The 23,854-nt window shown below is 57.0% G+C and carries 27 protein-coding genes; 15 read left to right on the top strand and 12 right to left on the bottom strand.

Translation table 11 applies throughout. The features are described from left to right. Positions 1 to 79: 79 nt before the first annotated feature. On the top strand, positions 80 to 280 hold the full coding sequence (locus FHW74_RS14935; RefSeq protein WP_183171188.1) for a DNA polymerase V: 201 nt from the start codon (positions 80 to 82) through the stop codon (positions 278 to 280). Then, a complete protein-coding gene (locus tag FHW74_RS14930) occupies positions 280 to 600 on the top strand; it encodes a hypothetical protein (RefSeq protein ID WP_183171187.1) in 321 nt (106 codons plus the stop codon). The genes FHW74_RS14935 and FHW74_RS14930 overlap by 1 nt, the downstream gene beginning before the upstream one ends. A gap of 216 nt (positions 601 to 816) precedes the next feature. Here the strand turns inward: FHW74_RS14930 and FHW74_RS22770 are convergent, their stop codons facing one another. Both FHW74_RS22770 and FHW74_RS14925 read right to left on the bottom strand, forming a co-directional pair. Then, complete coding sequence (locus tag FHW74_RS22770) at positions 817 to 987, bottom strand: YnfU family zinc-binding protein (RefSeq protein ID WP_221192357.1); 171 nt, start codon at positions 985 to 987, stop codon at positions 817 to 819. A gap of 138 nt (positions 988 to 1,125) precedes the next feature. After that, positions 1,126 to 1,440: a PTS sugar transporter subunit IIB gene (locus FHW74_RS14925; RefSeq protein WP_183171186.1), complete on the bottom strand. Its 315-nt coding sequence runs from the start codon at positions 1,438 to 1,440 to the stop codon at positions 1,126 to 1,128. Between the two features lie 600 nt (positions 1,441 to 2,040). Here FHW74_RS14925 and FHW74_RS14920 point away from each other — a divergent pair. The 3 genes from FHW74_RS14920 to FHW74_RS14910 all read left to right on the top strand — a co-directional run bounded on the left by FHW74_RS14920 (position 2,041) and on the right by FHW74_RS14910 (position 3,213). Further along, positions 2,041 to 2,229 (top strand): cold-shock protein, encoded by a 189-nt coding sequence (locus tag FHW74_RS14920; RefSeq protein ID WP_183171296.1) that lies wholly within the window; start codon positions 2,041 to 2,043, stop codon positions 2,227 to 2,229. A gap of 290 nt (positions 2,230 to 2,519) precedes the next feature. After that, positions 2,520 to 2,768 carry a type II toxin-antitoxin system HicA family toxin gene (locus tag FHW74_RS14915; protein WP_183171185.1) on the top strand — a complete coding sequence of 83 codons (249 nt, stop codon included), beginning with the start codon at positions 2,520 to 2,522 and terminating at the stop codon, positions 2,766 to 2,768. Then, positions 2,761 to 3,213, top strand: a complete 453-nt coding sequence (locus tag FHW74_RS14910) for a type II toxin-antitoxin system HicB family antitoxin (RefSeq protein ID WP_183171184.1) — start codon at positions 2,761 to 2,763, stop codon at positions 3,211 to 3,213. The genes FHW74_RS14915 and FHW74_RS14910 overlap by 8 nt, the downstream gene beginning before the upstream one ends. 167 nt (positions 3,214 to 3,380) lie before the next feature. On the opposite strand, the gene FHW74_RS14905 is transcribed toward FHW74_RS14910, so the two are convergent. Further along, on the bottom strand, positions 3,381 to 5,171 hold the full coding sequence (locus FHW74_RS14905; protein WP_183171183.1) for an EAL domain-containing protein: 1,791 nt from the start codon (positions 5,169 to 5,171) through the stop codon (positions 3,381 to 3,383). A gap of 203 nt (positions 5,172 to 5,374) precedes the next feature. On the opposite strand from FHW74_RS14905, the gene FHW74_RS14900 reads away from it, so the two are divergent. Continuing rightward, on the top strand, positions 5,375 to 6,304 hold the full coding sequence (locus tag FHW74_RS14900) for a TauD/TfdA family dioxygenase (protein WP_183171182.1): 930 nt from the start codon (positions 5,375 to 5,377) through the stop codon (positions 6,302 to 6,304). Positions 6,305 to 6,339: 35 nt separating this feature from the next. On the opposite strand, the gene FHW74_RS14895 is transcribed toward FHW74_RS14900, so the two are convergent. Genes FHW74_RS14895 through FHW74_RS14885 form a run of 3 tightly spaced genes read right to left on the bottom strand, consistent with a single transcriptional unit; the run spans position 6,340 to position 7,813 of the window. Further along, the gene (locus FHW74_RS14895; protein WP_183171181.1) at positions 6,340 to 6,837 is read right to left on the bottom strand and encodes a 2-oxo-tetronate isomerase; all 498 of its coding nucleotides are present in this window, start codon (positions 6,835 to 6,837) and stop codon (positions 6,340 to 6,342) included. Positions 6,838 to 6,852: 15 nt separating this feature from the next. After that, the gene (locus tag FHW74_RS14890; RefSeq protein WP_183171180.1) at positions 6,853 to 7,296 is read right to left on the bottom strand and encodes a DUF421 domain-containing protein; all 444 of its coding nucleotides are present in this window, start codon (positions 7,294 to 7,296) and stop codon (positions 6,853 to 6,855) included. Positions 7,297 to 7,309: 13 nt separating this feature from the next. Beyond that, positions 7,310 to 7,813, bottom strand: coding sequence for a hypothetical protein (locus FHW74_RS14885; RefSeq protein WP_183171179.1), 504 nt, complete (start codon positions 7,811 to 7,813; stop codon positions 7,310 to 7,312). 234 nt (positions 7,814 to 8,047) lie between these two features. On the opposite strand from FHW74_RS14885, the gene FHW74_RS14880 reads away from it, so the two are divergent. After that, positions 8,048 to 8,443 (top strand): NirD/YgiW/YdeI family stress tolerance protein, encoded by a 396-nt coding sequence (locus FHW74_RS14880; RefSeq protein WP_183171178.1) that lies wholly within the window; start codon positions 8,048 to 8,050, stop codon positions 8,441 to 8,443. 29 nt (positions 8,444 to 8,472) lie between these two features. Here FHW74_RS14880 and FHW74_RS14875 read toward each other — a convergent pair whose 3' ends face one another. Then, positions 8,473 to 9,444 carry a LacI family DNA-binding transcriptional regulator gene (locus FHW74_RS14875; RefSeq protein ID WP_183171177.1) on the bottom strand — a complete coding sequence of 324 codons (972 nt, stop codon included), beginning with the start codon at positions 9,442 to 9,444 and terminating at the stop codon, positions 8,473 to 8,475. Between the two features lie 167 nt (positions 9,445 to 9,611). Here FHW74_RS14875 and FHW74_RS14870 point away from each other — a divergent pair, with 167 nt between their 5' ends. The 4 genes from FHW74_RS14870 to FHW74_RS14855 are packed head-to-tail and all read left to right on the top strand — an operon-like array spanning position 9,612 to position 14,116. Beyond that, positions 9,612 to 10,856, top strand: coding sequence for an MFS transporter (locus FHW74_RS14870; protein ID WP_183171176.1), 1,245 nt, complete (start codon positions 9,612 to 9,614; stop codon positions 10,854 to 10,856). Then, positions 10,849 to 11,937: a Gfo/Idh/MocA family protein gene (locus FHW74_RS14865; RefSeq protein ID WP_183171175.1), complete on the top strand. Its 1,089-nt coding sequence runs from the start codon at positions 10,849 to 10,851 to the stop codon at positions 11,935 to 11,937. Before FHW74_RS14870 ends, FHW74_RS14865 begins: the two co-directional genes overlap by 8 nt. After that, the gene (locus tag FHW74_RS14860; RefSeq protein ID WP_183171174.1) at positions 11,934 to 12,998 is read left to right on the top strand and encodes a sugar phosphate isomerase/epimerase; all 1,065 of its coding nucleotides are present in this window, start codon (positions 11,934 to 11,936) and stop codon (positions 12,996 to 12,998) included. The genes FHW74_RS14865 and FHW74_RS14860 overlap by 4 nt, the downstream gene beginning before the upstream one ends. Continuing rightward, a complete protein-coding gene (locus FHW74_RS14855; RefSeq protein WP_183171173.1) occupies positions 12,995 to 14,116 on the top strand; it encodes a Gfo/Idh/MocA family protein in 1,122 nt (373 codons plus the stop codon). The genes FHW74_RS14860 and FHW74_RS14855 overlap by 4 nt, the downstream gene beginning before the upstream one ends. 51 nt (positions 14,117 to 14,167) lie before the next feature. Here the strand turns inward: FHW74_RS14855 and FHW74_RS14850 are convergent, their stop codons facing one another. From FHW74_RS14850 to FHW74_RS14840, 3 genes are read right to left on the bottom strand one after another with little or no spacing between them, the layout of a single operon-like run. Next, positions 14,168 to 16,327, bottom strand: a complete 2,160-nt coding sequence (locus FHW74_RS14850; RefSeq protein ID WP_183171172.1) for a virulence factor SrfC family protein — start codon at positions 16,325 to 16,327, stop codon at positions 14,168 to 14,170. Then, on the bottom strand, positions 16,318 to 19,305 hold the full coding sequence (locus FHW74_RS14845; RefSeq protein ID WP_183171171.1) for a virulence factor SrfB: 2,988 nt from the start codon (positions 19,303 to 19,305) through the stop codon (positions 16,318 to 16,320). Before FHW74_RS14845 ends, FHW74_RS14850 begins: the two co-directional genes overlap by 10 nt. Positions 19,306 to 19,309: 4 nt before the next feature. Further along, positions 19,310 to 20,656, bottom strand: a complete 1,347-nt coding sequence (locus FHW74_RS14840) for an SrfA family protein (RefSeq protein WP_183171170.1) — start codon at positions 20,654 to 20,656, stop codon at positions 19,310 to 19,312. Between the two features lie 179 nt (positions 20,657 to 20,835). Here FHW74_RS14840 and FHW74_RS14835 point away from each other — a divergent pair, with 179 nt between their 5' ends. Continuing rightward, entirely contained in the window at positions 20,836 to 21,081 is a 246-nt protein-coding gene (locus FHW74_RS14835) for a DUF2526 family protein (RefSeq protein WP_183171169.1), read from the top strand. On the opposite strand, the gene FHW74_RS14830 is transcribed toward FHW74_RS14835, so the two are convergent. Continuing rightward, complete coding sequence (locus FHW74_RS14830) at positions 21,078 to 21,527, bottom strand: DMT family transporter (RefSeq protein ID WP_183171168.1); 450 nt, start codon at positions 21,525 to 21,527, stop codon at positions 21,078 to 21,080. The two genes, FHW74_RS14835 and FHW74_RS14830, sit on opposite strands and share 4 nt — an antisense overlap. After that, positions 21,524 to 22,042 carry a GNAT family N-acetyltransferase gene (locus tag FHW74_RS14825; protein WP_183171167.1) on the bottom strand — a complete coding sequence of 173 codons (519 nt, stop codon included), beginning with the start codon at positions 22,040 to 22,042 and terminating at the stop codon, positions 21,524 to 21,526. Before FHW74_RS14825 ends, FHW74_RS14830 begins: the two co-directional genes overlap by 4 nt. A 39-nt stretch (positions 22,043 to 22,081) precedes the next feature. On the opposite strand from FHW74_RS14825, the gene FHW74_RS14820 reads away from it, so the two are divergent. The 3 genes from FHW74_RS14820 to FHW74_RS14810 all read left to right on the top strand — a co-directional run bounded on the left by FHW74_RS14820 (position 22,082) and on the right by FHW74_RS14810 (position 23,751). Further along, positions 22,082 to 22,666, top strand: coding sequence for a helix-turn-helix domain-containing protein (locus FHW74_RS14820; RefSeq protein ID WP_183171166.1), 585 nt, complete (start codon positions 22,082 to 22,084; stop codon positions 22,664 to 22,666). Positions 22,667 to 22,812: 146 nt separating this feature from the next. Further along, the gene (locus FHW74_RS14815; RefSeq protein ID WP_183171165.1) at positions 22,813 to 23,481 is read left to right on the top strand and encodes a GntR family transcriptional regulator; all 669 of its coding nucleotides are present in this window, start codon (positions 22,813 to 22,815) and stop codon (positions 23,479 to 23,481) included. A gap of 96 nt (positions 23,482 to 23,577) precedes the next feature. Next, the gene (locus tag FHW74_RS14810; RefSeq protein WP_183171164.1) at positions 23,578 to 23,751 is read left to right on the top strand and encodes a hypothetical protein; all 174 of its coding nucleotides are present in this window, start codon (positions 23,578 to 23,580) and stop codon (positions 23,749 to 23,751) included. The last annotated feature ends 103 nt before the right edge of the window (positions 23,752 to 23,854 follow it).

Genomic DNA, 23,854 nt, shown 5'->3' with positions numbered 1-23,854 from the left:
ATACGCAGTAACAACAACTTGATCTGCTACTCCTTTAAAACTACTGCATATAAACACAGTAAAATAATAAGGAGGGGTTATGCCACGCAGAATTGATATTGAGGGTGCTTTTCACACAGCCATTAAACACGAGTCCAATGGGCGCCGTACGGTGACTACTGTGGACTTCGTGAATCACCTGGCCCGCATTAACTGGAACTGGTCGTTTAAAGAGGCGAACGACTGGATCGAGAGCCAGGCGCGCACCTTTATGCTCTATAACCCGAACGGAGGTCTGTAATGGGCTTTCCATCTCCAGCGGCTGATTACACCTCCCAGCGGATGACGCCGGAGCTCATCTGCGGCGTCGGTATCGATACACGCATTCTTGAGACGTCATCAGGTTTCGCATTAATCGAGCCAGTCACCCGGTTAGTGCAGGGGCAGACCCTGCCGATCCTCATTGGCGGGCGAACGCAGTTTGCTCGGGTTATGGGCAGGTCACTTATTTTTGAAGACGGCGAGACGATGGAAGGTGAGGCGCTGGATGATGTGACGGTGATAGGTGTTGTGACATGGCTGGTCAACCGGACCCGGGATGATGAAGCGCCGGTGATGTGATGGGGCATGGATGGGGCAAAAAATTAGCGCAAAGCAACTCAAAACCGCCGAAGGTCGTGATTCGTCTTGCGCTAATGCTTTGATTTATGCCTGCTTTTAACTTACTTCAACTTAAAACATAAAAAATGCCCCGCACATGATGATTAAGCATTAATTTATGAAAACCCGCCGGGATAACACTGTATTGTCCCTGCGGGTTAATTGATTACACAGGCATTATGCGGCGACGTTTTTAGCGGGCTGGAAAAGTTGATTGCAGTGTGGGCAGATAAGAGTGGAGCCTTTTTGTACGCGTGTGAAGCTGTGTTCAGAGTTTTTTTCGCACTTAGGGCACTGGCTGGTAACAAGATAATTGCGGGCTTTTTTAACGTTTTTCCGTTCGGTCATCGATTCTTTCCTGTTTGGATGGCCGATAACCTTACACGGTTCTGTGTGGAATAACACGCTTTTGATTGTATACGCGGCTGGTCAGGCAACCTGAACGGCTGTGAATAAACTCATCCCTGAGCATGAGTTCCCTGCGTATCAGTGAGCTAATTGGGGAAAGCGGGACCGGGCAAAAGCCAGAACATGCTCAGCGTCCAGCGATGCGTAAGGCAGACTGTCAATGATCGCAATCGACTGCGAACCGCCAGTCGCTGCCTTCAATTCATCCAGCTTATACTGCACGTGCGGTGCAACAAGAAAACAGTCAAAAGCAGGCGCCACGCTTGCGAAGTTATCCAGCCCCACAGCGCTGATCACTATCGCATCACCCTGGGCTTCTGTTAATTTCTGCATTTTTTTGGCCAGCGAATTAGCCGTATTTCCAAACAAACAGCATATCAGTAATTTTTTCATGAGAGTGTCCTCCTGGAAACAGCCCTCACAATATGCCTGCACGAGCCAGGAAAATGCGTGCTGAAGCATGGTGATGCAATTAATCTGCCCGTTAAAACTCATCGTTGGCGAGAGAATAGGTAGATGAGTCAATCACATGTCATCAGGCATTGAACCGGGCGAACCGCGTAATGGATAATTTAGCCGATTGTTATGATTTATCGGTTGCTTAATAGCTTCAAACATGCGTTAATGAAATATCGGTTTATAGATAAAGTTATTTTTAGCGGTTTTTAAGTCATTCTCATCACTCGTATCTTTCAGATATTTCCTTTTGAGTTTTTTCTTTTCTTACCTCATAAAGCTTGTGTAGAGCACGTCAGCCAAAAACAGCTGGCGATCAACGTAAATAAAATATTCTGGCACCGATCAAACAAAGCGTTACCGGATGGACTATCCTGATTTATCAGGCTTAAAACTGAAAAACAGCCTTTTCGGTAACTGTTAATTTTTACCTGGCATTGCTTCTTCTGCCGTCATACTCAAAAAAACACGTAGACGAAGAGCAAGGAGCGCAGTGCCAGGTCACTGTCAGCGCTGCGGCGCTGTGAGGAATTTCTTATTATGTTACATATTCATTTCCGTTGCCCATGCTGTCATGGCTCTCAGTATCGCACTTCGCATTTTGACGTTTCTGCGCAAAACCCGTTCGGAGCAAAATGTATTTTTTGCAAATCTCCGATGGTGACGCTGGATAACATCAGTACTCAAAATCGGGCGATGCAAATTTCCGGGCAGATAAGCAGATAAATAACCAGACATTGGGTTATAAAAAAAGCCTCCGGATGTGAGGCTTTTTTATTTACGCGACAGCTTTTACTCCCTGTTCGGCAATTCACTGTTTGTTGCTCAAATAGCCAGAGATTTTTTTGTTAAAAACTATCCGGTATCAAACTCATCAGGTCATGATTGTCCATTCCCGTAAGTAACACTTTGCCTATCCTGTGTGGTAAGCGCAGGAAAACGTCCGTTGTTTTTCACGATAAGATTTTTGCAACTGAAATGTAGTTGCTAAATTGGGCGAAAGAGGTAGACTTTGAATGAGTAAAGCAAAGAAGTTAAGGGAACGGCTTTCATCGCTACCCAGGGATTTCACGTGGGATGAACTGGTGACATTAATGAGCATTTATGGTTTCGTCCTGATCAATGGCGCAGGTTCGAGACGAAAATTTGTAAATTCAGCAGGCAGAGTGCTTGCGTTTCACTGTCCGCACCCAGGAAATATTGTCAAAGGGTACGTACTTAAAGAAGTCAAAAACCTGTTAGATGAGTTAAACCACTATGAGTAACTTATTAAAATATCAGGGGTATTTCGGTAGCATTGAATTTTCATTAGAAGATCGCACGCTTCATGGGAAAATTCAGTGCGTTAATGATGTGGTAACGTATGAAGGCCAAACCCTTGATGAACTGGAGGCCGCTTTCATTGAGGCGGTAACGGATTATCTTGAAACATGTAAAGCCATCGGTAAAACCCCGGAAAAGCCGATGAGCGGCACGTTTAATGTTCGCGTTGGGCCTGAACTTCATCGCAAAGCGTTTCTGGCTGCCAGTTGTGACGGAACAACGCTCAATGACTTTGTTAAATCAGCGATTGAAGAAAAAATATCAGGTTCTAAAGATTATCACTTCCAATTTGACCGGACGAAGAGTGAAGGGGATATGACTCGCCCGTTTACATCCACTGGTAACAAGAAGGCTCCATTAAATGGCAAGACCCAAACTCGCCAGTGATTGCCTTCAGTAACAGTGAAAGGGGGGGGGGCGCTGAGCGCAGGCAACCGCTCCTCCGCGCCCGTAAAGCCAATTCCCATCCAGCCGATATCTTCTCTCGCTTCGGGAGCCATACCTGTTGGGTCCCAGGGGTACATACTCTGAGCGAACAGAACCCATCCCCCTAACTAAGACTCTAACCCATCCAACAACCCTGTCGTTTCCATCCACTCCGGGATCCTCTCCGGCTCCAGCGGCCTGGAAAAATAAAACCCCTGCACCTCATCGCAGCCGAACGCCTTCAATATCCGCGCTGTCGCGATATCTTCCACTCCCTCCGCCAGCACCTGATAATCCAGCTCCTTCAGCATCACAATCACGTTGCGTACAATCACCAGGCTGGCCTCGTCGGTGGTGATCTGGCTGATGAGCGAGCGGTCCAGCTTGATAATATCGATAGGGATCCGCCGCAAATAATTAATATTGCTGTACCCCGCGCCGAAGTCGTCGAGCAAAATTAAAAATCCCTTCGCCTTGAGTAAATCCAGCTCCATCAGCGCCACGTCGCTTTCCAGCACTTTATCGGTTTCCAGGCATTCGATGCGGAAATCCTCGCAGGCCAACCCGGCTTTTAACACCTGTCTCTCAAGATCGCTGGCGAAGCCGGGAACAGAGAAGTCGCTGACCGTGACGTTAATCGAGATCGGCAGATAAATGCCGCTTTCGCGCCAGATTAACGTCTGGCGAATGGTTTCCCGAATGACCCACTGGGTGATATCCCGCATCAGCGTGGTTCGTTCCACCAGCGCGACGATAGTGGAAGGCGGAATATTGCCGCGCGTCGGGTGGTCCCAGCGCAATAACGCCTCCGCGCCAATGGTTTCTCCGGTGTGCAACGAGATTTTCGGCTGATAGACCAGATACAGCTGATTGGGCGCTTTGATCGCTTCGCCGATGTCGTACAGCAACTTAAAGTCGTCGTTGCGTTTGCGATCCAGCACCGGGTCGAAGGCTTTCACCGGCACGCCCTGGCGAATAGCCTCATGCAACGCGCTGATAACGTGGCGGAACACCTCCTGACCGTTGGTCTGGGAGGGGCAAAACAGCGTGTAGCCGGTATGGGTTTGCAGTTGCAGCTCAATATCGCCGGTAATACTCGCCAGCGTCGGCGGCATTCGCTCGGCTTTTTCCACTATCGCGCTGGCCTGATTAGCCTTGACCAGCACCGCGAAGCGCCCGGTAGCAAAGGAGTACAGCGGGATGGTCCTGCTCAGATCGAGCCGCACCCGCAACAGTGCGCCAAAGTTGCGCAGCATGGTTTCCACGGCGGCAACCCCCAAATAGCGCGACAGCTCATACAGCCTGGGGATCTCGATGCAATCGAAAATGAACAGCGTATAGAGCTCGGTGGTTTTCGACTGCACAATCCGCTCCAGTTCGTTGAGCAGATTCTGCCGGTTGGGCAGGCCGGTTAACGTATCGATCTGCCCGACGGAATACCAGGCCTCCAGATACGCGCTCGCCAGGGAAGCAATATGCAGGAACTGGTCAATCTTTTCTTGTGAGGGTTTTACCGGAAACTGTTCAGTGACGCAGAGCGTGCCCAGCACAAACTCATCGCGCGTTTTCAGCGGCGAGGCGGCGTAGAACACGGCCGCGCCGCTCTGCACCAGCGGATGGTGATGAAAGCGCGGATCCTGACGGGTGTCGGGGCAAATAATCGATTCGCAGGCGTAAACCGAGTGCTGGCACATCGTCTGTTCCACCGGTATTTTCTCGGGCAGAGGGATGTTGCGGGCATATTTAATGTACTGGAATTTAGGATCGAAAATCGTTACAAAACAGCCGGAAACGCCCATTACCGTGCTCGCCAGGCGGGCGAACTCGCCTAAGGTCCGATCGCGTGGTTTATCATCACGGCGCAGCAGGTCCAGCGCCGCAAGCTTTTTGGTTTCGTCTTGATTGAGTCCTGAAAACATAATGCGCTCCTGCACCCAGAGTCTTTAAGAATAAGAAATTCTGGGCCATTCGCCGGGTTTGATATGCGAAATTGTGGCCTCAGTACACCGGGGTGAGGCGCAGCTATTTGCGCAATCTGGCAATCGACATGCGGATAAATTAGTTTGGTCCGCCCGTCGCGCTCTTTAAGGTGATGTTTCCGCTCACTATTGAGGAACATCCCATGAGTACGTCGGTAAACGCTTTCGGTCACGAGTTTTCATTATTAGACATTTACCCGGTAGCGGGAAACATTGGCGCTGAAGTCCGGGGCGTGCGTTTATCCCCCGATCTGGATGATGCGTTGTTCGCCCAAATTGAAGCGGCGTTAATCACCTATAAAGTGCTGTTTTTTCGCCAGCAGCAGCATCTGACGGATGAAACCCATCAGGCGTTCGGCGCGCGGTTCGGCAAGATCGTGCCTCATCCTACGGTACCCGCGCCCGGCAGCAGCAAACTGTTTGAGCTGGATGCCTCAAAAGGCGGCGGGCGAGCCGACTCGTGGCATACCGATGTCACCTTTGTTGACGCCTTTCCGAAAATTTCCATCTTACGTGGCGTGACCATTCCGGCGTACGGCGGCGATACGGTATGGGCCAATACCGCAGCGGCCTATGAACAGTTGCCGGAAGCGCTCAAACGCTTTGCCGAGTCGCTGCGGGCGGTGCACAGCAACGACTATGATTATGGCGCGGATCGCACCGTAACCGAGGCCCACCGGCTGGAGCATCACCAAAAGGTGTTTGTCTCCTCGGTCTGGGAAGCGGAGCATCCGTTGGTGCATGTGCATCCGGTTTCTGGCGAAAGGGCGCTGCTGCTGGGGCATTTCTTTAAGCGGCTGGTGGGCTTTAGCAGTAAGGAATCGGCGAAGATTTTCGAGCTGCTGCAAAACCGCATCACCCGGCTGGAAAACACCGTGCGCTGGCAGTGGCAGCAGGACGATGTGGCGATTTGGGATAACCGCACCACCCAGCATTACGCGGTAAATGACTATGGCAATCAGCCGCGGCTGGTGCGGCGCGTTACGGTGGAAGGAGAGCGTGCGGTGGCGGTGGATGGCTCGCGCAGCCGCACATTGGTCAGCCCGGTCGAGCAGGCGCAGAAAGTTGCCTGAGAGTACGCACCGGGAACCTGTCCCGGTGTTTCCACTTAGTTTGCGCTATGGGTGACATACTCTTTCAGCATGGAGAGGGCGTAAACCACCGCCTGCTGTAGCACCTCAACGCTGTCGCCCTCAAAACGTTTTACCGCCGTTTTAATGTTATCGGCATGGCCCCATGCGAACCACACCGTCCCGGCGGGCGTGCCGTCGGGACCGCCATCCGGCCCGGCGTAGCCGCTGATCGCAACACCGATATCTTCCCCCGATCGCGCAAGGGCGCCGGCCACCATCTCTTCCACCGTCTGCTGGCTCACGGCGGTGTAGCGGGCGAGAGTTTCCGGCCTGACGTTCACCAGGGTACTTTTGGCCTCGTCGTTGAAAGTAATAAAACCGCAGCTATAAAAATCCGGGGTATTTTCCGCTGCGCACAGCGCCACCGCCAACTGCCCGCCGGTACAGGACTCTGCCGTGGTCAGGCGCAGTTTTTTGGCAATAAATAATTTTCCCAGTTCGTCAGCTTGTTGAATTAATTGTTCCTGATCCATAGTAGACACTCTGTTTTATTGATAAGGGATAATCGATATCTGGCCATTCTTTTCAAGAATAGCAAACTTAATATCTTTGATATCGATTATTCCCTGATTGCAACGCGCTGCCACCATCACGTCATCCACGCTGATATCGGTCATTTTCAGTTTTTTCTGATTGGGGATGCCGTCGGCCACTAATATAACCGGAACGCCATCAATCATATTATCAACACCCGGTACGTATTTTTTCAGAATGCCAAAAATAATATCCGCACAAATAAGGGTAATGATGGTCAGCGACGCGCCAACCACCGAAAAATCGTTGCCCAATAACGCCTGCTGAGTGGCTTCGCTGATAATCAAAATTAAAATCAGATCGAAATTGGTCATTTGCAGCAGGGTGCGGCGACCGGCGATTTTAAACACGATCACCAGCACAATATAAACGCTGACCGCTCTCAGTACCGTTTCCATAGCGGGTGCCTCGTCAGGGGAGGATAAACTGATTAACGTTCAGCGATTTGTCGCCGGACCGCAGGGTATATTGATGGTCGCCGATCTGACGTGGCGTCACGCCCAGCCACACGACAAAAGGCCCGGACAACGCGCCGACGCGATAATGTAAAACCAACTCGCCGTTGTGGCTGGTCATCCGTTCCGCTGTGGGGTAAAGCGATTTGATTTCGTTGGCTTCCATCAGGTCGCCGCTGAGCACCAGCGTGACATTTTCTTCCGTCGCCGCCGTTTCGATTTTAATATTCATGTCGCTATCAATACGACCTATTTTTTCATATTCGACGCTTAATGCGTGGGTCGGATCGCTGACGCGTTTAGAACTTAACACGCCATCAGAAAATAACCCCAGCAGCCCCAGGCAAACGATGATAATCAGCGCCACGCCGCCATACTTTTGCATGATATATTCAAAAGCCAGCCATTTAGGGCTCTCTTTGACCGGGATCTTATTTTGCACCGAAGCGGGTTTTGCCATAATTCAACCTGTTTATTTTTAACAGAATCATTCATCCCCGATGGAATTTAACGCAACGCTTAATAAGTGTAGGAGAGTTTGGCGGGTATTCCATCGCGCCTGAACCGCGGCAAAACGCAGCGGTAAATAACGCAAAGAATAATCCTGAAATTGATCCTGTGATGGCTTTGGCGCGGTGGGGTTAACAAGAGTATGCCAGGCTTAGGTATCACATAAAAATGACGGGAGAACATGATGAAAGCGATTCACGGTATTCTGTTCCTGACGTTAGTGGGCTTTGGCGCACAGGCCCAGCAGGGCGATGTGCTCAAACAGGACAAAGCGCCGCCGCCGGCCCATGAGCAAACCGACGGCTATCGCGGTATCGAGGATGCCCGCTCGATGACGGTAAAACAGGCGATGGCGATGCACGACGGGGCTTCGGTATCGCTGCGCGGTAATCTGGTGGAACAGTCGGATAATCACCGCTATGTGTTACGCGATCGCACCGGAGAAGTGGAAGTGGTGATCCCGCCGGAGGTGGCGAAAGAGCGCCAGGCCAGCCCGGACGAGCTGATAGGTATCAGCGGTACGCTGGAGAAAAAAGGCAATACAGCGCACATCGTGGCGCACCGCTTTCAAAAAGAATAATGTTTTACGGCCCGTCAGTAGCGGGCCGCTTACGCTGAACCACGTTGCACCAACGACCAGGGAAGCATTTCGTACACCGGCGTCATCGCCGGGTTATCGATGCGCTCCAGCAGTAACTGAACGCTACGCACGCCCAGCTGATGTATCGGCTGGGCGATTGTCGTCAGCGGTGGGGTAGTGATCTCGCCAAAGGGAATGCCGTCAAAACCGATAATGGCTAACTCTTCCGGCACCTTCAGGCCGCGCTGGTGGGCACAAGCCAGCGCGCCCCCCGCCAGTGAATCGGAAATCGCGAACACCGCATCGGGTTTATCTGGCAACGCCAGCAGTTGCTCCAGCGCCTGAAACCCGGCCTGATACTCCAGACTTTCGGTATACACCACCTGTTGCCAGCGGCCTGCGCAGGCTTCACGGTAGCCCGCTTCGCGCTGGGAGGCGTACAAATAGCGTACATCCCCGTTGATCATGGCGATGCGCTGATAGCCTTGCTCAACCAGATAATCCACCGCCGCTTTGGCGGCCATGCCATTATCAATGGTCACCGATGAGGCGTTATACCCCGGATCGCCTTCACCGCACTGCACCCACGGCGAATCACCAATCAGCGTGGTCAGGCCCGGCAAACAGCTGATGGCGTCCATGGTGATCACGCCATCTACCACTTTGCCGCTCAGCAAACGCAGGTAAGCCGATTCCCGGTTAAGCCGCGACTCCGAATTACACAGCAGGATGTTATAGCCGTTTTTCTCGGCTTCTTCTTCGATACCGCGCACCACGCCTGCACAGAAGGGGTTCAGGATGCTTGATACCAGCACCAGCAGCATATTGCTGCGCGAGGTGCGTAGCTGGCGCGCCAGCAGGTTGGGTTGATAGTCGCAGGTAGCGATGGCGGCCAGCACCTTTTCGCGGGTAAGGGGCTTCACGCCGGGATTGCCGTTCAGCACCCGGGAAACGGTGGCAGTAGAAACGCCGGCGACTCGCGCCACTTTATCGATCGACATGCTTATCCTTGAACTGTGAAGCGCCTTGCAGAATTGCGTCAATCATACCAAAAAGCCGTTCCCGAGATTGGAGAAGCTTTCTGAAATCGATTACATTTTACTTCAGTATAACATGTAATCGATTACAAGGACGTTCCACTGACCTCAACCTACCTCTGGAGGATGCTATGTCTTCTCAATCCGCAGTCGGCGCACAGGTCGCCACCCATAAGTGGGTGATACCGCGTCTGTCACTTATGATGTTCCTGGAGTTTTTCGTCTGGGGGGCCTGGTACGTTACCTTAGGGATCGTCATGTCGAAGTACGGCCTGGGCGCGCTGATTGGTGATGCGTTCTCCACCGGTCCAATCGCCTCGATTCTGTCGCCGTTCCTGCTGGGGATGCTGGTGGACCGCTTCTTCGCCTCGCAAAAGGTGCTGGGGATCCTGCATCTGGTGGGCGCGGCGCTGCTGTGGTGGCTGCCGACGCTGTTTGAAAGCGGCCAGAGCGGGCTATTGTGGATCATCTTCGCCTATATGCTGTGCTACATGCCGACCATCGCGCTCAGCAACAACGTGGCGTTCCACAGTCTGAGCAACAGTGAGAAGGGCTTCCCGATTGTTCGCGCGTTCGGCACCATCGGCTGGATTGTCGCGGGCCTGATCGTTGGCGCAACCGGGCTGTCCGACAGCACCGGCATCTTCACGCTGGCGGCGGTCGCCTCGGTGATCCTGGGGATTTATAGCTTTACGCTGCCGCACACCCCGGCGCCGGATCGCGGCAAGCCGCTGTCGATGCGCGACCTGATGTGCGCCGACGCGTTCGCGCTGCTGAAACAGCGCCACTTTCTGGTATTTATTATCTGCGCCACGCTGATCTCCATTCCGCTGGCCGCCTATTACGCCTATGCCGCGCCTTTTATCTCCGCTCTTGGCTTTGAAAACGTCAGCGGGGTGATGGCGTTTGGTCAGATGTCCGAACTGCTGTTTATGCTGCTGATCCCGTTCTTCTTCCGGGCGCTCGGCATCAAAATGATGCTGCTGATCGGGATGCTGGCGTGGTTCCTGCGCTACGCCATGTTCGCCTTGAGCATCAATGAGGAAACGCGCTGGATGATCTATATCGGCATCATTCTGCACGGCGTCTGTTACGACTTCTTCTTCGTCATCGGCTTTATCTACACCGATAAAGTGGCGGGTAACAAAGTTAAAGGCCAGGCTCAAAGTTTGCTGGTGCTGTTCACTTACGGCCTGGGGATGCTGATCGGTTCGCAAATCAGCGGCGCGGTATTCAACCGTTCCGTCACCGCCCAGGGCGCAGAAGCGCTGGCCCAGTGGCAGGACTTCTGGTGGCTGCCGGCTATTGCGGCGGTGATCATCTCCGCCATCTTCTTCTTCACCTTCAACTACCGGGAGGAGAAACAGCATGGCTAAACCGCTGCGCATTGTGGTGGTCGGATGCGGCAACATGGGTAGCGCGCACGCGCTGGCCCTGGATGCCATGCCGGAATTCACCCTGTGCGGACTGGTGGCGCGCGGCGAGTCCAAAGCGCGCCTGCGGGAAAAACTCACCGGCGACCCGGCGCTGTATGACACGCTCGCGCAGGCGCTGAGCGACGCCCGGCCCGACGCGGTGTGTATCGCCACCTGGCCGGACAGCCATGAGCAACTGGCTATTGAAGCGCTGAACGCCGGGTGCCATCTGTTTATCGAAAAACCGCTCGCCACCACGGTGAGCGGCGCTGAAAGGGTGGTGGGTGCCGCCGCCCGCGCCGGTAAAAAAGTGGTGGTGGGCTACATTCTGCGCCAGCATCCGGTGTGGCAGCGTTTTATCGAACTCAGCCACACACTGGGCAAACCGCTGGTGATGCGCATGAACCTCAACCAGCAGAGCGCAGGCGAGGCCTGGCAGACCCACAAGGCGCTGATGCAGTCACTGTCGCCGATTGTCGATTGCGGGGTGCACTATCTGGACGTGATGTGCCAGATGACCCAGAGCACGCCGCAATCGGTGAGCGCCATCGGCGTGCGGCTTTCTGAGGAGATCCCCGAACAGCAGTACAACTACGGCCAGCTCCAGGTGCGTTTCAGCGACGGTTCGGTGGGCTGGTATGAGGCGGGTTGGGGGCCGATGATGAGCCAGACCGCGTTCTTTGTAAAAGACGTGATTGGCCCCAACGGCTCGGCGTCTATTGTGGCGCGCGAGGCGGGCGGCGAAGGGCAGTCGGCGAACGTCGAGGCCCATACCCGTACCGAATCCCTGCGTTTGCATCATGCGCAACTTGATGCTGACGGGACGTTCGTCAACGCCGATGAGTGGATTGATACCGATGACGAACCCGATCACTACGAATTGTGCCGCCGGGAACAACAATTTTTTGCCCATGCGATTGCCAGCGATGCGCCGCTGGACACCCATCTGCGCCAGGCGATAGACAGCCTGGCGGTAGTGCTGGCGGCAGATCGCGCGGTACGCGAACAGCGAACGGTTTTTATTAAGGAGGTTTATAAGTGAAAACGCTCAAAGGACCATCCCTGTTTCTCTCCCAGTTTATCGGCGACGCGCCGCCGTTCAATAAGCTGGAAACCTTAGCCGCCTGGGCGGCGGGGCTGGGTTATAAAGCGGTGCAGATCCCCACCCATTTACCCCATATTTTCGATCTCGACCAGGCCGCCGCCAGCAAGACATACTGCGATGAAGTGCGCGGCAAACTGGCGGATGTCGGTCTGGCGATCAGCGAATTGTCGACTCACTTACAGGGCCAACTGGTGGCGGTGCATCCGGCTTATGAACTGGCGTTCGCTGGATTTGCCCCTGAAGCGCTGCGCAACGATCGCGCCGGACGCCAGCAGTGGGCGGTGCAGCAGCTGAAAAACGCCGCAAAAGCCTCGCAGCAGTTGGGTTTGAAAGCGCACGCCACCTTCTCTGGCGCGCTGGCCTGGCCCTATTTTTACCCGTGGCCGCCGCGCAACGTCGCGCTAATCGACGAAGCCTTTACCACCCTGGCCCAGCGCTGGACCCCGATCCTCGACAGCTTTGACGAGGCGGGCGTGGATCTGTGTTATGAACTGCATCCTGGCGAAGATCTCCACGACGGTACTACGTTCGGGCGCTTTCTCGAGCTGACCGGCAATCATCCGCGCTGCAATATCCTGTTTGACCCCAGCCATATGGTGCTCCAGCAGATGGATTATCTGGGCTTTATCGATTACTGGCATGAACGCATCCGCGCCTTTCACGTCAAGGATGCCGAATTTACCCCCAGCGCGCAGAGCGGCGTCTACGGCGGCTACCAGGCGTGGGTCGATCGTCCCGGTCGCTTCCGTTCGCTCGGCGACGGTCAGGTGGACTTCAAGGGCATCTTCAGCAAGCTGGCGCAGTACGATTATCCCGGCTGGGCGACGCTGGAGTGGGAGTGCTGCCTGAAAAACGGAGAAACCGGCGCGCGGGAAGGGGCGAAATTTATCTCCGATCATATTATCCATGTAGCCGAGCACGCCTTTGATGACTTCGCGCTGCGCAACAGTGACCGCACGGCTATCCGCCAGATGCTCGGTTTAGCGGAGGGGTCATGACGCGTCGTTTACGGTTAGGCATGGTGGGCGGCGGCGAAGGGGCGTTTATCGGCGCGGTACACCGCATCGCAGCGCGGCTGGATGACCAGTTCGAACTGGTCGCCGGGGCGTTTTCATCCCGGGCTGATGTGGCGGCGCGCTCCGGCGCGGCGCTGTTTGTCGCTGCGGATCGCAGCTATGCCAGCTGGCAGGAGATGGCGGAGCGCGAGGCGGCGCGGGAGGACGGCATTGACGTGGTGTCGATCGTGACGCCTAACCATCTGCATGTGCCAGTAGCGCGGGCGTTTCTTGAGCGCGGCATCCACGTGATCTGTGATAAGCCGCTTGGCATCAGCCTGGACGAAGGCCGGGCGCTGGCTAAAACAATCCGCGACAGCGGCTGCCGGTTTATCCTTACCCATAACTACAGCGCCTTGCCGATGGTGCGTGAAGCCAGGGCGCGGGTGGCAGCGGGCGAACTGGGCGAAATCCGCCGTATCGAAGTGGAGTACCTGCAAGGGTGGCTCAGCGAACGACTGGAAGAGACCGACAATAAACAGGCGCGCTGGCGCGGTGATCCGACGCTCGCCGGGGCGGGAGCAATTGGCGATATCGGCACTCACGCCTGGCAGTTAGCGGCTTTCGTCAGCGGCATGGAGCCGGTTTCCCTGCGCGGCGAACTGCTGACGCGTGTGGAAGGCCGGCGGCTGGATGACGAGGTGGTCGCGGATATGCGCTACGCCAACGGCGCACATGGGCGGCTGCTGGCAAGCCAGGTGGCAGGCGGTTATCTCAACGATTTGCGGCTGCGGATCATCGGTAGCCTCGCCAGCCTGAGCTTCCATCAGCAACACCCCGAACAGCTGGTGATCCATCCGCAAGGCGCCAGTAGTTACACTGTCACGCGTAACGGACCGGACAACCGCGATGAAACCCGCGCGCTGTGCCGCACGCCTGCCGGGCATCCGGAAGGGTATCTGGAAGGTTTCGCGCAAATCTATCGCGAAGCGGCGCAGTTGATTCGCGGCGAGAACGACGCGCCACTGCTGCCTGGCATAGACGCCGGTATCGCCGGGATGAAGTTCATTGAGACGGTAAAAGCCAGCAGCGCCAGAGGGGGCGAATGGTTGGCGTGGTAGTCGCCTGAGAGAGACAGAAAAGCCAGGCGCTGCCGCGTCTGGCTTTTTTGATTAAACGAGTGGTGAAAGCAACGTTGCTAACCTTTCCTGATCCTGAGCTTTCAGCGCTTCGGGGTGCTGATAACCCTGATTCCCACGCGCCTGATGGTACAACATCACCAGCCAGTCATAGACATAGCCGGTCGCGGCATGCGCCGGTTGTTCGCTGAGTTTGGTCAAACGCGTATTACAGCCAGGCTGTGGCGCGAATACCGGTTTGCCGGCGTTCACGCGGCTGGCCGGGCGCGCGTCCGGCGGTAGATCGTTGACGCCGAGCCATGTAATAAAGTTGCCCAGCCCCGCATACAGCAGCGCGCCGCAGACGCCTTCTTCACGGGCGATGGCATCCAGCTGCGCGTCCAGCCGCAGCCGATAGCTGGTGACAATCAGGGTTTCCCCCAGCCAGGCCAGCACTGCCGGCTCCAGATCCAGCAGGCGCGCCTGCTCCGGCTGTTGGCTCCACAGGCGGACATGATTAATCCACAGCTGATGCGTCCGGGTGGCAAGCGTCCCCTGAGTCGCGGTTGCGGATGAATCGCCCGACTGCGGCTCAGCGAACAGATCGATATGCTGATCGAACAACCCCTGCGTATGGGTAACCGGCGCGCTATCCGGCGTGTCGCACAGCGCCTGTAGCGTGGCGACCGGCGGCAGCAGCGCCGCCAGGATATCGCCGTGCCGAGCCGCCTGGCGTTGCAGCGCGCGGATCGCCTGCTCGGCATCGACGGCGGCGGTGTTGTCGTCATGATAAGGAGCGAAGGCATCCTTCAGCGCCTGGCGCAAACGCTGTTGCTGCGCCGCGAGACGCTTCGCGCGCCGTTGTTCGCTCAGCGCTTCCTGCATCCACTCAATCAGGCGCGGCAGGCTGCGATTATCCAGCGCCTGTAGCGTGCCCCAGCGCTGCCCCGGTTTACCCAGCAACCGCTGCACGCCGTCATCCAGATGCTGTTCGCCGCTGAACCGCGCATCGCCAGGGGTGATCGCCCACACCAGGCCCGGTAGCGTATCGTCCTGTACTGGATGGGTTTCCTGCGCCCAGCGCAGCAGCGTGCGAGCAATGGCGGGCGTCGAGACTCGGTCCGGCGTCGCGCCGCACATCACCAGCAGATCGATAGCCGCCTGCTGGCGGTAGCAGTCCAGTAAAAATGCGCGTTTGGTCTGCCACAGCGGCGCGCCGGCAGAAAATGCCGGAGCCGGCAGGTCGAGCAGGTCCACATCCCCCAGTGCGCACGGGCTTTCCAGCGGCAGCGTCAGCTCAGCGCACAGTAGCGCCAACTGGTTCACCGCTACGCTGAGCGCGGGTTGCAGCGCGTCGCCGTTGATGGCGCACACCAGCACGTCCCGGGCGCTGGCGTTGTCCTGGTGTTCGCACAGTAAGAAGCCTTCTTCAGGCAGGGAAAAGTTGTCCACCAGCAGGCTGAGCGGCGCGGCGACGCTGCGGTGATAACCCAACAGTTGCAGCGTTTCCGCGAGACTCAGCCACTGCGCGGTGAACTCGCGCTGATCGCCCCACAGCAGCGCGTACAGCTGGCTGCGTTCGCTAAGGCCCAGGTGCGGGATCAGCGACGCAAAGCGGTGCCAGGTTTCCATCTGGACGCTGCGGGCGCGCGTTCCGGCACGACGAGTAAAAGTGTCGATCACCACAGCCAGGCTGGCGGTGGTGATGGCGCTGTCTGCCAGCGGCTGGCGCAGCGCCTGTAGCTCATCCAGACGCTTACGCAGCAGCGCATCGTCCACGCCGCGCGGATTCGGCTTGTGATGATAATGTTCGATAAACAGCGTCACCAGTTCCGCTTCGCTCAGCAGGCGTAAGGTCAGCGGAAACGCCTCGCTCAGCGATGCGCCCGCACTAAAACGCAGCGCCATGGCGCAGGGGTTATGGCCAGGGTTGATATGCGCAAGGTAATCAAGATGCTTGCCCGGCGTGACCGGTAACCGGCCCTGTTCGCCGCCGCAAAACGCGCTCAGCAAAAACGCTTTACTGGCCTGGCCTGCGCCGCACAGCGCGAGGGTGCGTGTTGATTCGGCCTGATTGTTCTGGGCCTCGGCACGGGCGTTCAGCCGGGCGAGGGCGAGTTGCAGTACGCTAGCCTGCGCGTCCAGTAGCGCCGAACGCTGACGCGCCTGCGCCAGCCAGTTTTCCAGCGCCGGAAGTGAGGAAGTTACAGACATTTGAGGTACACACTCCCGCTATCAATCCAGTAGTGGCTGCCGCTGCTGCGACGGTCCGCCAGGGTATTCAGTTTGAACGTCAGTTGATCCACCGGCACTTTGCTGCCATCGGAAAGCCAGGCTTCCGCCAGGGTAAAACCTTCCGGCGGGCGCGATTTTTCGCCGTGCAGCGCCAGGCGGACGTTGAGCACGCCATCCCCGGCGATGGCTTTCGCCAGCGAGGTCGAGTTGACCGCCACGGTATACAACGGCGTGGCGGGCCAGCGGGCGTTATCCAGTTGGCGGAAACCGAGCGTGACGTTGCCGCGCAGCGGGAAATGCAGTTTGGCATTGAGCTTCTCGCCCGGGTTATCGAGGTCGATATCCCGGTACCAGATATTCTCGTCGCGCAGCGTATTGGCTTCATTGTCCAGTACGCCGAGGTAGCGCACCGTGGAATAGGCACCGATATCGGCTGCTTTGAAGTTGAAGCGCGGCAGGCGCAGATCCAGGGCCAGGGCGCACAGCATCGCCCCCACGGCGGCGGTGGATTTGGGATTGCCAACGCGCCCCTGTTTGCTGAACGGATACCATTCGTGTACTTCGTAATTTTCCAGCCACACCATGCGGCTAACCGGCACCGGTTGCAAATGGCGGATCAGCGCCTGGACGCCCGGCAAACAGCCCGGACGCCCGGTAACCAGCAGCACGTCGCAGCGGTAATGGGAAATCACTTCGCACAGCGCGTGCAGCGGGGCGCACAGCGAGAATTTACCGGCAAAAATCTGCTCCTGAAGTTCGCTGAAGCGGATTTGCAGCGGCGCGGCGAACAGGTCGTAACCGCTGGCATCGGCGGGCAGCGCCAGGGCGATCGCCTGATTCAGATAGTTCAGAACGTTGACGCTCGGGCGTTTGCTCAGCAGATCGCCGACGCTGGCGTACAGCCCGGCCAGCTCGTCGGCCGGATCGCTTTGCTCCCAGGCCTGCAATATCGCATGGCCCAGCGGCATCAGCAGTTGCAGGGTGGTTTGCTGGCGCAGGATCGCCTGGGTGTCCATGCGTCCGGAATCGCCAAACAGCGAACCCAGCAGCGCGGCGGCGTCGGCCACGCCCGCTTTTTGCAGATCGGCTTGCAGCGCGGGCAATACGCAGCGCTGGATAATATCCAGCAGCAAATCGTCGCCGGCGACTTTAAAACCTTCGCGGAACAGCAGCGTCGGGGAAATTTTGACGTTGCTGCCGACGCCGTCGTCGAGGCTGTAGCGGGTAATCGCCATATCGGTGGTGCCGCCGCCGATATCAATCGAGGCGACGCGCAGGGTGCGGCCCGGCGCTTCGCCGGGTTCCGGCAGGCGGTCATTGCGGGCAAAGCTGTTAAAGCAGGCTTCGGTCTGCCCGCGAAAATGCACCATGGCTTCGTTATACAGCCATACCAGTTGGCCGCAGCTGGCCTCATCCCACTCCATATGGATATGTGGCACCGGAATGCGGCTCTGGCGTTTGCCCTGTTCGCTGGCAAAGTCTTCATCCTGCGGATGCCAGCCCAGCGCTTTCCACACCAGGGCGATGGCTTCCTGCATCCGGCGGCGGAAAATCTCCCGCTCCTGGCCTGGCATCGCGGAGGGCAGGGTCAGGATCAGGTTGCGCAGGTGGCGCGGCGAATTGCTGAACCCCATACGCTGGCGGCTGGCGACGCTGTTGATCTGCACCAGCGCCTGGGCCAGCAGTTCGCACAGCATCTGGGTCATTAGCGAGCTGCGGCTGTACTGCGGCGAGAATACCGGCAGGCGCTCGTCGGCGGGCAGCTTCCACAGCGGTTCGCCGTCGTCGTTCATCAGGTTCATCAGCGGCCAGGCGGTAGCCAGCGGTTCACGCTGGGTTTTCGGCGTCAGCAAGCTGAAGCGCCACGCCTGGCTGGACGGGGTTTCGTCCCATAAGTAGCGGCGCGGGCTGGAGATGCCGCTGTGGCCCTCGCTGCCCAGACGTTCGGTGGCGAGCTTGCGGGCTTCATCGCCGACACGCACGATGGAGGGCCAGACAAAAGCGTCGTCGCGGCCGCTTTCCACCGAGAAGTGCTGTTTGCCGAAGCGTGCCTGAGAGAACTCAAGGCGGCTGGTAAACAGCGGCGAGTTAAGAAACTGCGGTTCGCTCAGCGAACGCACCTGGAGCTCCATAGTCTGGCGCAGGCCGTCATTGGCTTCGCCATGATCCTCGATAATCACGCCGCAGGTATGGGTGTTGCCCACATCCAGGATCAGGTCGACGTTAATGGCGGCGGTGCCCAGGGTTTCGGTGACGATTTTGATCTCCGGCACCTGTAACTGTTCGCCCAGCATGGTCAGCAGGTTCAGCCAGTGCGCCTGATATTCAAAGTTTTTTAGCGCTTTCGCGCTGTCGCCCTGGGTGCGGTTTTCATGGGTGGCGAGGTAATGGGTAAAACTCTCCCGCAGCCAGCCGTCAACCCAGGTGTGATCGAGGAAATCACCCACTTCATCATCGCGCCAGGCGAGGGCGAAACGGCTGCCGTTGCGCACGTCATACTGCGAAGGTGCCAGCAGCGAAGCGCTATCGTCGTCGCTGAGATGGGTATCGAACGCGAAGGTGACGCGGTGGGTATTTCCGGCGCTGTCAGGCTCCGCCAGGCGGCGAATTTGCACCCGCGCCCAGTTATCCGGGCCGGTGGTGAAGGTGCGCGGCGGATTGAAACGTAGCACCGGCACCGGCAGCCAGACGCCATCCAGCACGCTCAGCGAATAGCTCAGCAGATGGGCGCTTTCCGGTTTCACCACTTCCGCCACGCCGCCGTCGCGGGCGGGGAGCGCGTATTTATCGCTGGCGGCCAGATAGTCGAGGCGCAGCAGCGGGCCGTTAGCGGTTTTACGCACAAAGCGGCCGCCGTGTAGCGGCTCTTGCGGCGTCAGGCCGAAATCAAGGAACTGGACGCCGCTGTTTTCAATCAGGGCTACGTTCTGTTGGTAATCGCACAGGTTTGCCAGCATAGGATCAGGCGCTCGCTTTCTTAAACGTCAGGGGAAGCAGGGTGTTCGCGTCATAACGCGCCGTACACTGAGCGACGCTTCCCTCTCCCGATTTACAGGTGATTTCCGGCAGCGGGAAGCGCGAGCCGTCGGTACAGCGCGCGCTGCCGCGGGTTTTGATCATCAATTCACCGCTGCTGTGCAGGCCGGAGAACACCTCGCCGCGGCAGACGATGTTGTCGCCATGGGTGACGCGCACGCTGCCTTTGTTGTTTTTGATGTCGTAACGCAGCGACGGCGGTTTGCCGGTAATGGGATCGCGGGATTCCACCTGAATCCGCCAACTGCCGTTCAGGAAGCGGGTGGAACCGATTTTGACCTGATCGGCATCCATTATCATGGCGTTACGGGTCTCTTCTGGCGGCACGGAGGCGGGCGGCGGCGTAACTACCGGTTCTGGCTGCGCAATACTCGCCTGGGCCAGCGGTAGCGGCGGGGCTTCAACCATCGGCGCGGGTTTCACTTCCGCCGCCACCGGCGTTGGGTTTTCCAGCGCACGTACCGCAGCGATTTTGTCTGCGGCGGCTTGCGGCGCGGCGGCAACGGTCGGGTTTTGCAGATGAGTCCACAGCACCGGGCCAGCAATGGCGGCAATCACCGCTGCGGCGACCGGCAGCAGCCAGACGGATTTGCGTCGGGTTGGCGCAGGCGCTGGCGCGGCGGGGGCAGGTTGAATTTGTGGAGCCGGTTCACTGACGGGCGCGATAACCGGCATCGCCGCGGGCTCCGGCGCGGGCATCAGCAGCGGCGCGTCGGGTTCGCTCAACTGCGGTTTGATAACGGGCGCTTCAGGCTCGTCGACAGGCAGGGTGTCAATCACCGGCGGCGCGGGTTCCACGTCATTCAGGCAGGCCAGAATATCGTCGCGTAGGCCTTCATTAATACTGACGAAGCCCCAGAACGTGATCACCGGTTTGCCGTCCACCAGCCAGACGTGGTTGGCGGCCGGGAACTGGAGCGCTTTTTCCAGCAGCGCGCCAAAGTGGGCCAGCGCGGTTTTATCGCTCTGGCGGCAGCGCTGGCTTAATGCGCTGGCGCTGGCAAGGGCGCTCTCCAGCAGGCGGCGCGCCTGTTTGCGCTGGGCATCGCTGGCGGCCAGCCAGGAGGTCGCTTTACCCTCTAACGGCGCATACCAGTCCACCCGATCGCCATCGTCATTACGCTGCGGAATAGCGAGATAGTCCACCAGCGGCTGCTTGCGCAGGCGCAGGGTTTCACGAATTTGCAGCGCAGAGTCAAAAACGGATTGCCCGTTATCGCCGACAGCCTGGAAGTCATCCAGATTTCCGCTGCGTAAGAGAGTTTTTGCCACGTGTTGTTCCTGCCCATCTTCTTTTACCTGTCTACTTTACCGCGCCGGGCGGCAAGCAAACGGCAGAAGAAAAGCGAAATCCTATGAATTATCGGGGCATTGACACGCCAGAGGCCATTAGCCTGGTTTGTGGTGTGCGGGCGCGCTAAGATTGAACAAAACCACATTAAGGAGGGGCGATGTCTCATCTGGATGAAGTGATAAGCCGCGTCGATGCGGCGATTGCGCAAAGCGTCATAGCGCCAATGAATGAATTGCTGATTGAGCTGAGCGACGATAACGAACTGAGCCGCGAGGAGCGATATCAGCAGCAGCAACGGTTACGCACCGCCATCGCCCATCACGGGCATCACCAGGCGCAGGAGCGCCAACAGGCGGAAAAAGCGCGGCTGGATCAGTTGACGCGCGGCGGCAGTATTCTCTAAAACTGCCTTTTTGCCACCAGCCAGGCGCCGATCACCAGCAGCACCGCGCCAATGGCTGGCCCAATCATCGCCCGCAGCGGGACGCCGTGGCTGCGGGCGATATCCATCACCAGCCCGCCGATTAACTGGCTGGCCACCAGCACTGCGATAGTAGTGGCCGCGCCGACGTTCTGATAGCCGGTAATACTGGCGAACACGAAAAACGAACCCAGCAGGCCGGGGATTAACGTCCACCAGCGCACGGTGGCGACCAGTTCCTGAACCCCGGCGAGGCCGTTGCGCGCCAGCAGGATGCCGGTAAACAGCACAATCCCCACCAGCGAATTTAGCAGCATGGCGATCAGGATGGTCGAGGCGGACTGGGTAATGCGCACCATAATGGTGTTTTGCACCACCAGGCCGATCCCTGCGGCGGTCAAAAATAGCAGGGTGAGGGAACTGTTCATGCCGGGAGATCCGGCTCGCTGCGGTCGTCGAGCTGGAGCTGCATAAAGGTCAGATCCAGCCAGCGGCCAAACTTGGTGCCAACCTGAGGCATTTTTGCGCTAATAGTAAAGCCCAGCTTATGATGCAACGCGATGGACGCCGCGTTTTCTGATTCAATTCCCGCCACCATCACATGCTTATGGCAGGCGCGCGCTTCATCAATCAACGCCAGCATCAGGGCTTTGCCGATGCCTTTGCCGTGGTGGTCCGGGTGGACATACACCGAATGCTCTACCGTGTGGCGAAAGCCTTCAAACGCCCGCCAGTCGCCAAACGAGGCGTAACCGATAATCTCGCCGTTCTCTTCGGCCACCAGTACCGGGTAGCCCGCATTGCCGCGCTGATAGAACCAGGCGAGGCGATTGTCGGTGTCTACGGTGCGATCGTTCCAGATAGCCGCAGTATGCAAAACGGCGTAGTTGTAGATACCCGCAATGGCTTCACAGTCTTCTGCGCGGGCGCGGCGAATCTTCATGGTTGAACCTCGGAGGGGTGTTTACTATATTGATACGCTATGAATAATATAATCGACACATTAAATCAACGGATCAGTGGCAGAATCCGCCTTGAGCGCGAATCACGCGGCTGGTCGTTAAGCGATTTGGCCCAGCGAGCCGGAGTTTCCCGCGCCATGATCCACAAAATTGAACGCGGCGAGAGCAGCCCGACGGCGACGCTGCTGGCGCGGCTTTCCGGCGCGTTTGGTATCAGCATGTCGACGCTGATTGCCCGGGCGGAAGCGCCGTCCGGGCGGCTGCTGCGTTATGCCGATCAGCCGCTGTGGCGCGACCCGCAGAGCCACTATTTGCGCCGCCATATCTCACCGCAAAATGATTTTCCACTCGATTTAGTCCAGGTCGAACTGCCTGCCGGCAGCAATGTCCCCATGCCCGCCTCGGCCTACGCGTTTACCCGCCAGCTCATCTGGCTGCAGCAGGGCGAACTGGTGTTTTTAGAAGGCGATGTGCGCCACGAAATGCATCAGGGCGATTGCCTGGAGCTTGGACCGCCCAACGATTGTCACTTTATTAATGAAAGTGATGCATTGTGCGTGTATTTAGTCGTGCTTATTAACAAGAATTCGATTAGCATTTCTTAACGATTTTGCTGGCATCTTATCCAAATATCGCTATTTTCTTAAGTGCACCTGAAAACTATAAGGCTATTAATTATACAGGCCTGAGTAGACGGTGCCTGAAGGACAGTAACAGGAATATGACATCATTGAGTGAGGCAGGAAATACCATGCTTGATCTGGAAAGGGCGCAACGGATGAGTTTAACCACGCAAGTGGAGGTAAGATTAAAAAATGCGTTGATCATTGGTAGTTTGAAGCCTGGTTCGCGTCTTGTCACGAAAGACCTCGCTGAGCAGTTGGGGACCAGTATTACCCCGGTGCGTGAAGCCTTGTTAAGGCTGGTTTCATCCGGTGCGCTGGTGGCGACGCCAGCCCAGGCGTTTTTGGTGCCGGAAATAAGCGAGGAACGCTTTAGGGAAATTAATCTGATTCGTCAGGGCCTTGAGGGGCTGGCTGTCGAAAAAGCGCTGGAAAAAATGACCGCAGAGGATGTCATCACCTTACGTAAACTCTGGGAAAATTTTGCTCAGGCAAAAGAGAGTGGCGAAGTGGAGCAAACGCTGGTGGCAAACCGGATCTTCCGCTTTGAACTCTATAAGCTGGCGCAAATGCCCACGCTTAATAACCTGATTGAACAACTTTGGGTGCAGGTTGGGCCTTGCTTTAATTTCCTCTATCCGCAACTGCCCAAAATCGAGCAATGCCAGTATGACTACCATGAATTAATGAATGCCCTTGAAGCACGGGATGCGCAACGCTGCGTGCGCGCCGTTCATCAAGTGATTGAAGATGCTAATGATTTGGTGGGCCGTTATTACTATCACTCGATGAATTAGCGAATTTTCAACTAACCAAAGAAAACCTTTTTATTTCCCCTCCAGCGCAGACGGCGTTTTACTGAGTTTAGTAGACGCCGTTTCCTGTGAGGTCATATGCAAACATTTCTGAACCGCCTCGGGCGCGCGCTGAAAGCCGCCTTTGTTCCCGCCGTTGTTGCATCACACGCCCCCGATAGCGGACGCGTGATGGAATCCTTTATCCCAACCGGACACCTGTATGGCATTGATTTCGGCAATATCGACCCTGCCTGGTATCGCAAGCCGTAACGCGTTTCGCCGCACGATACGTCTGCGTTACTGGAATGAACTGTGCGCGCTTTTTTGATGGCCCTTACCGGTGAGCTTGTGAGCAGGCTTCCAGGTTAAGGGC

It is taken from the genome of Atlantibacter sp. RC6, assembly GCF_014193285.1.
Taxonomy (GTDB): Bacteria; Pseudomonadota; Gammaproteobacteria; order Enterobacterales; family Enterobacteriaceae; genus Atlantibacter.
Note: the sequence above shows the minus strand (reverse complement) of the source record. Positions and strands in the feature narration are given on the sequence as shown.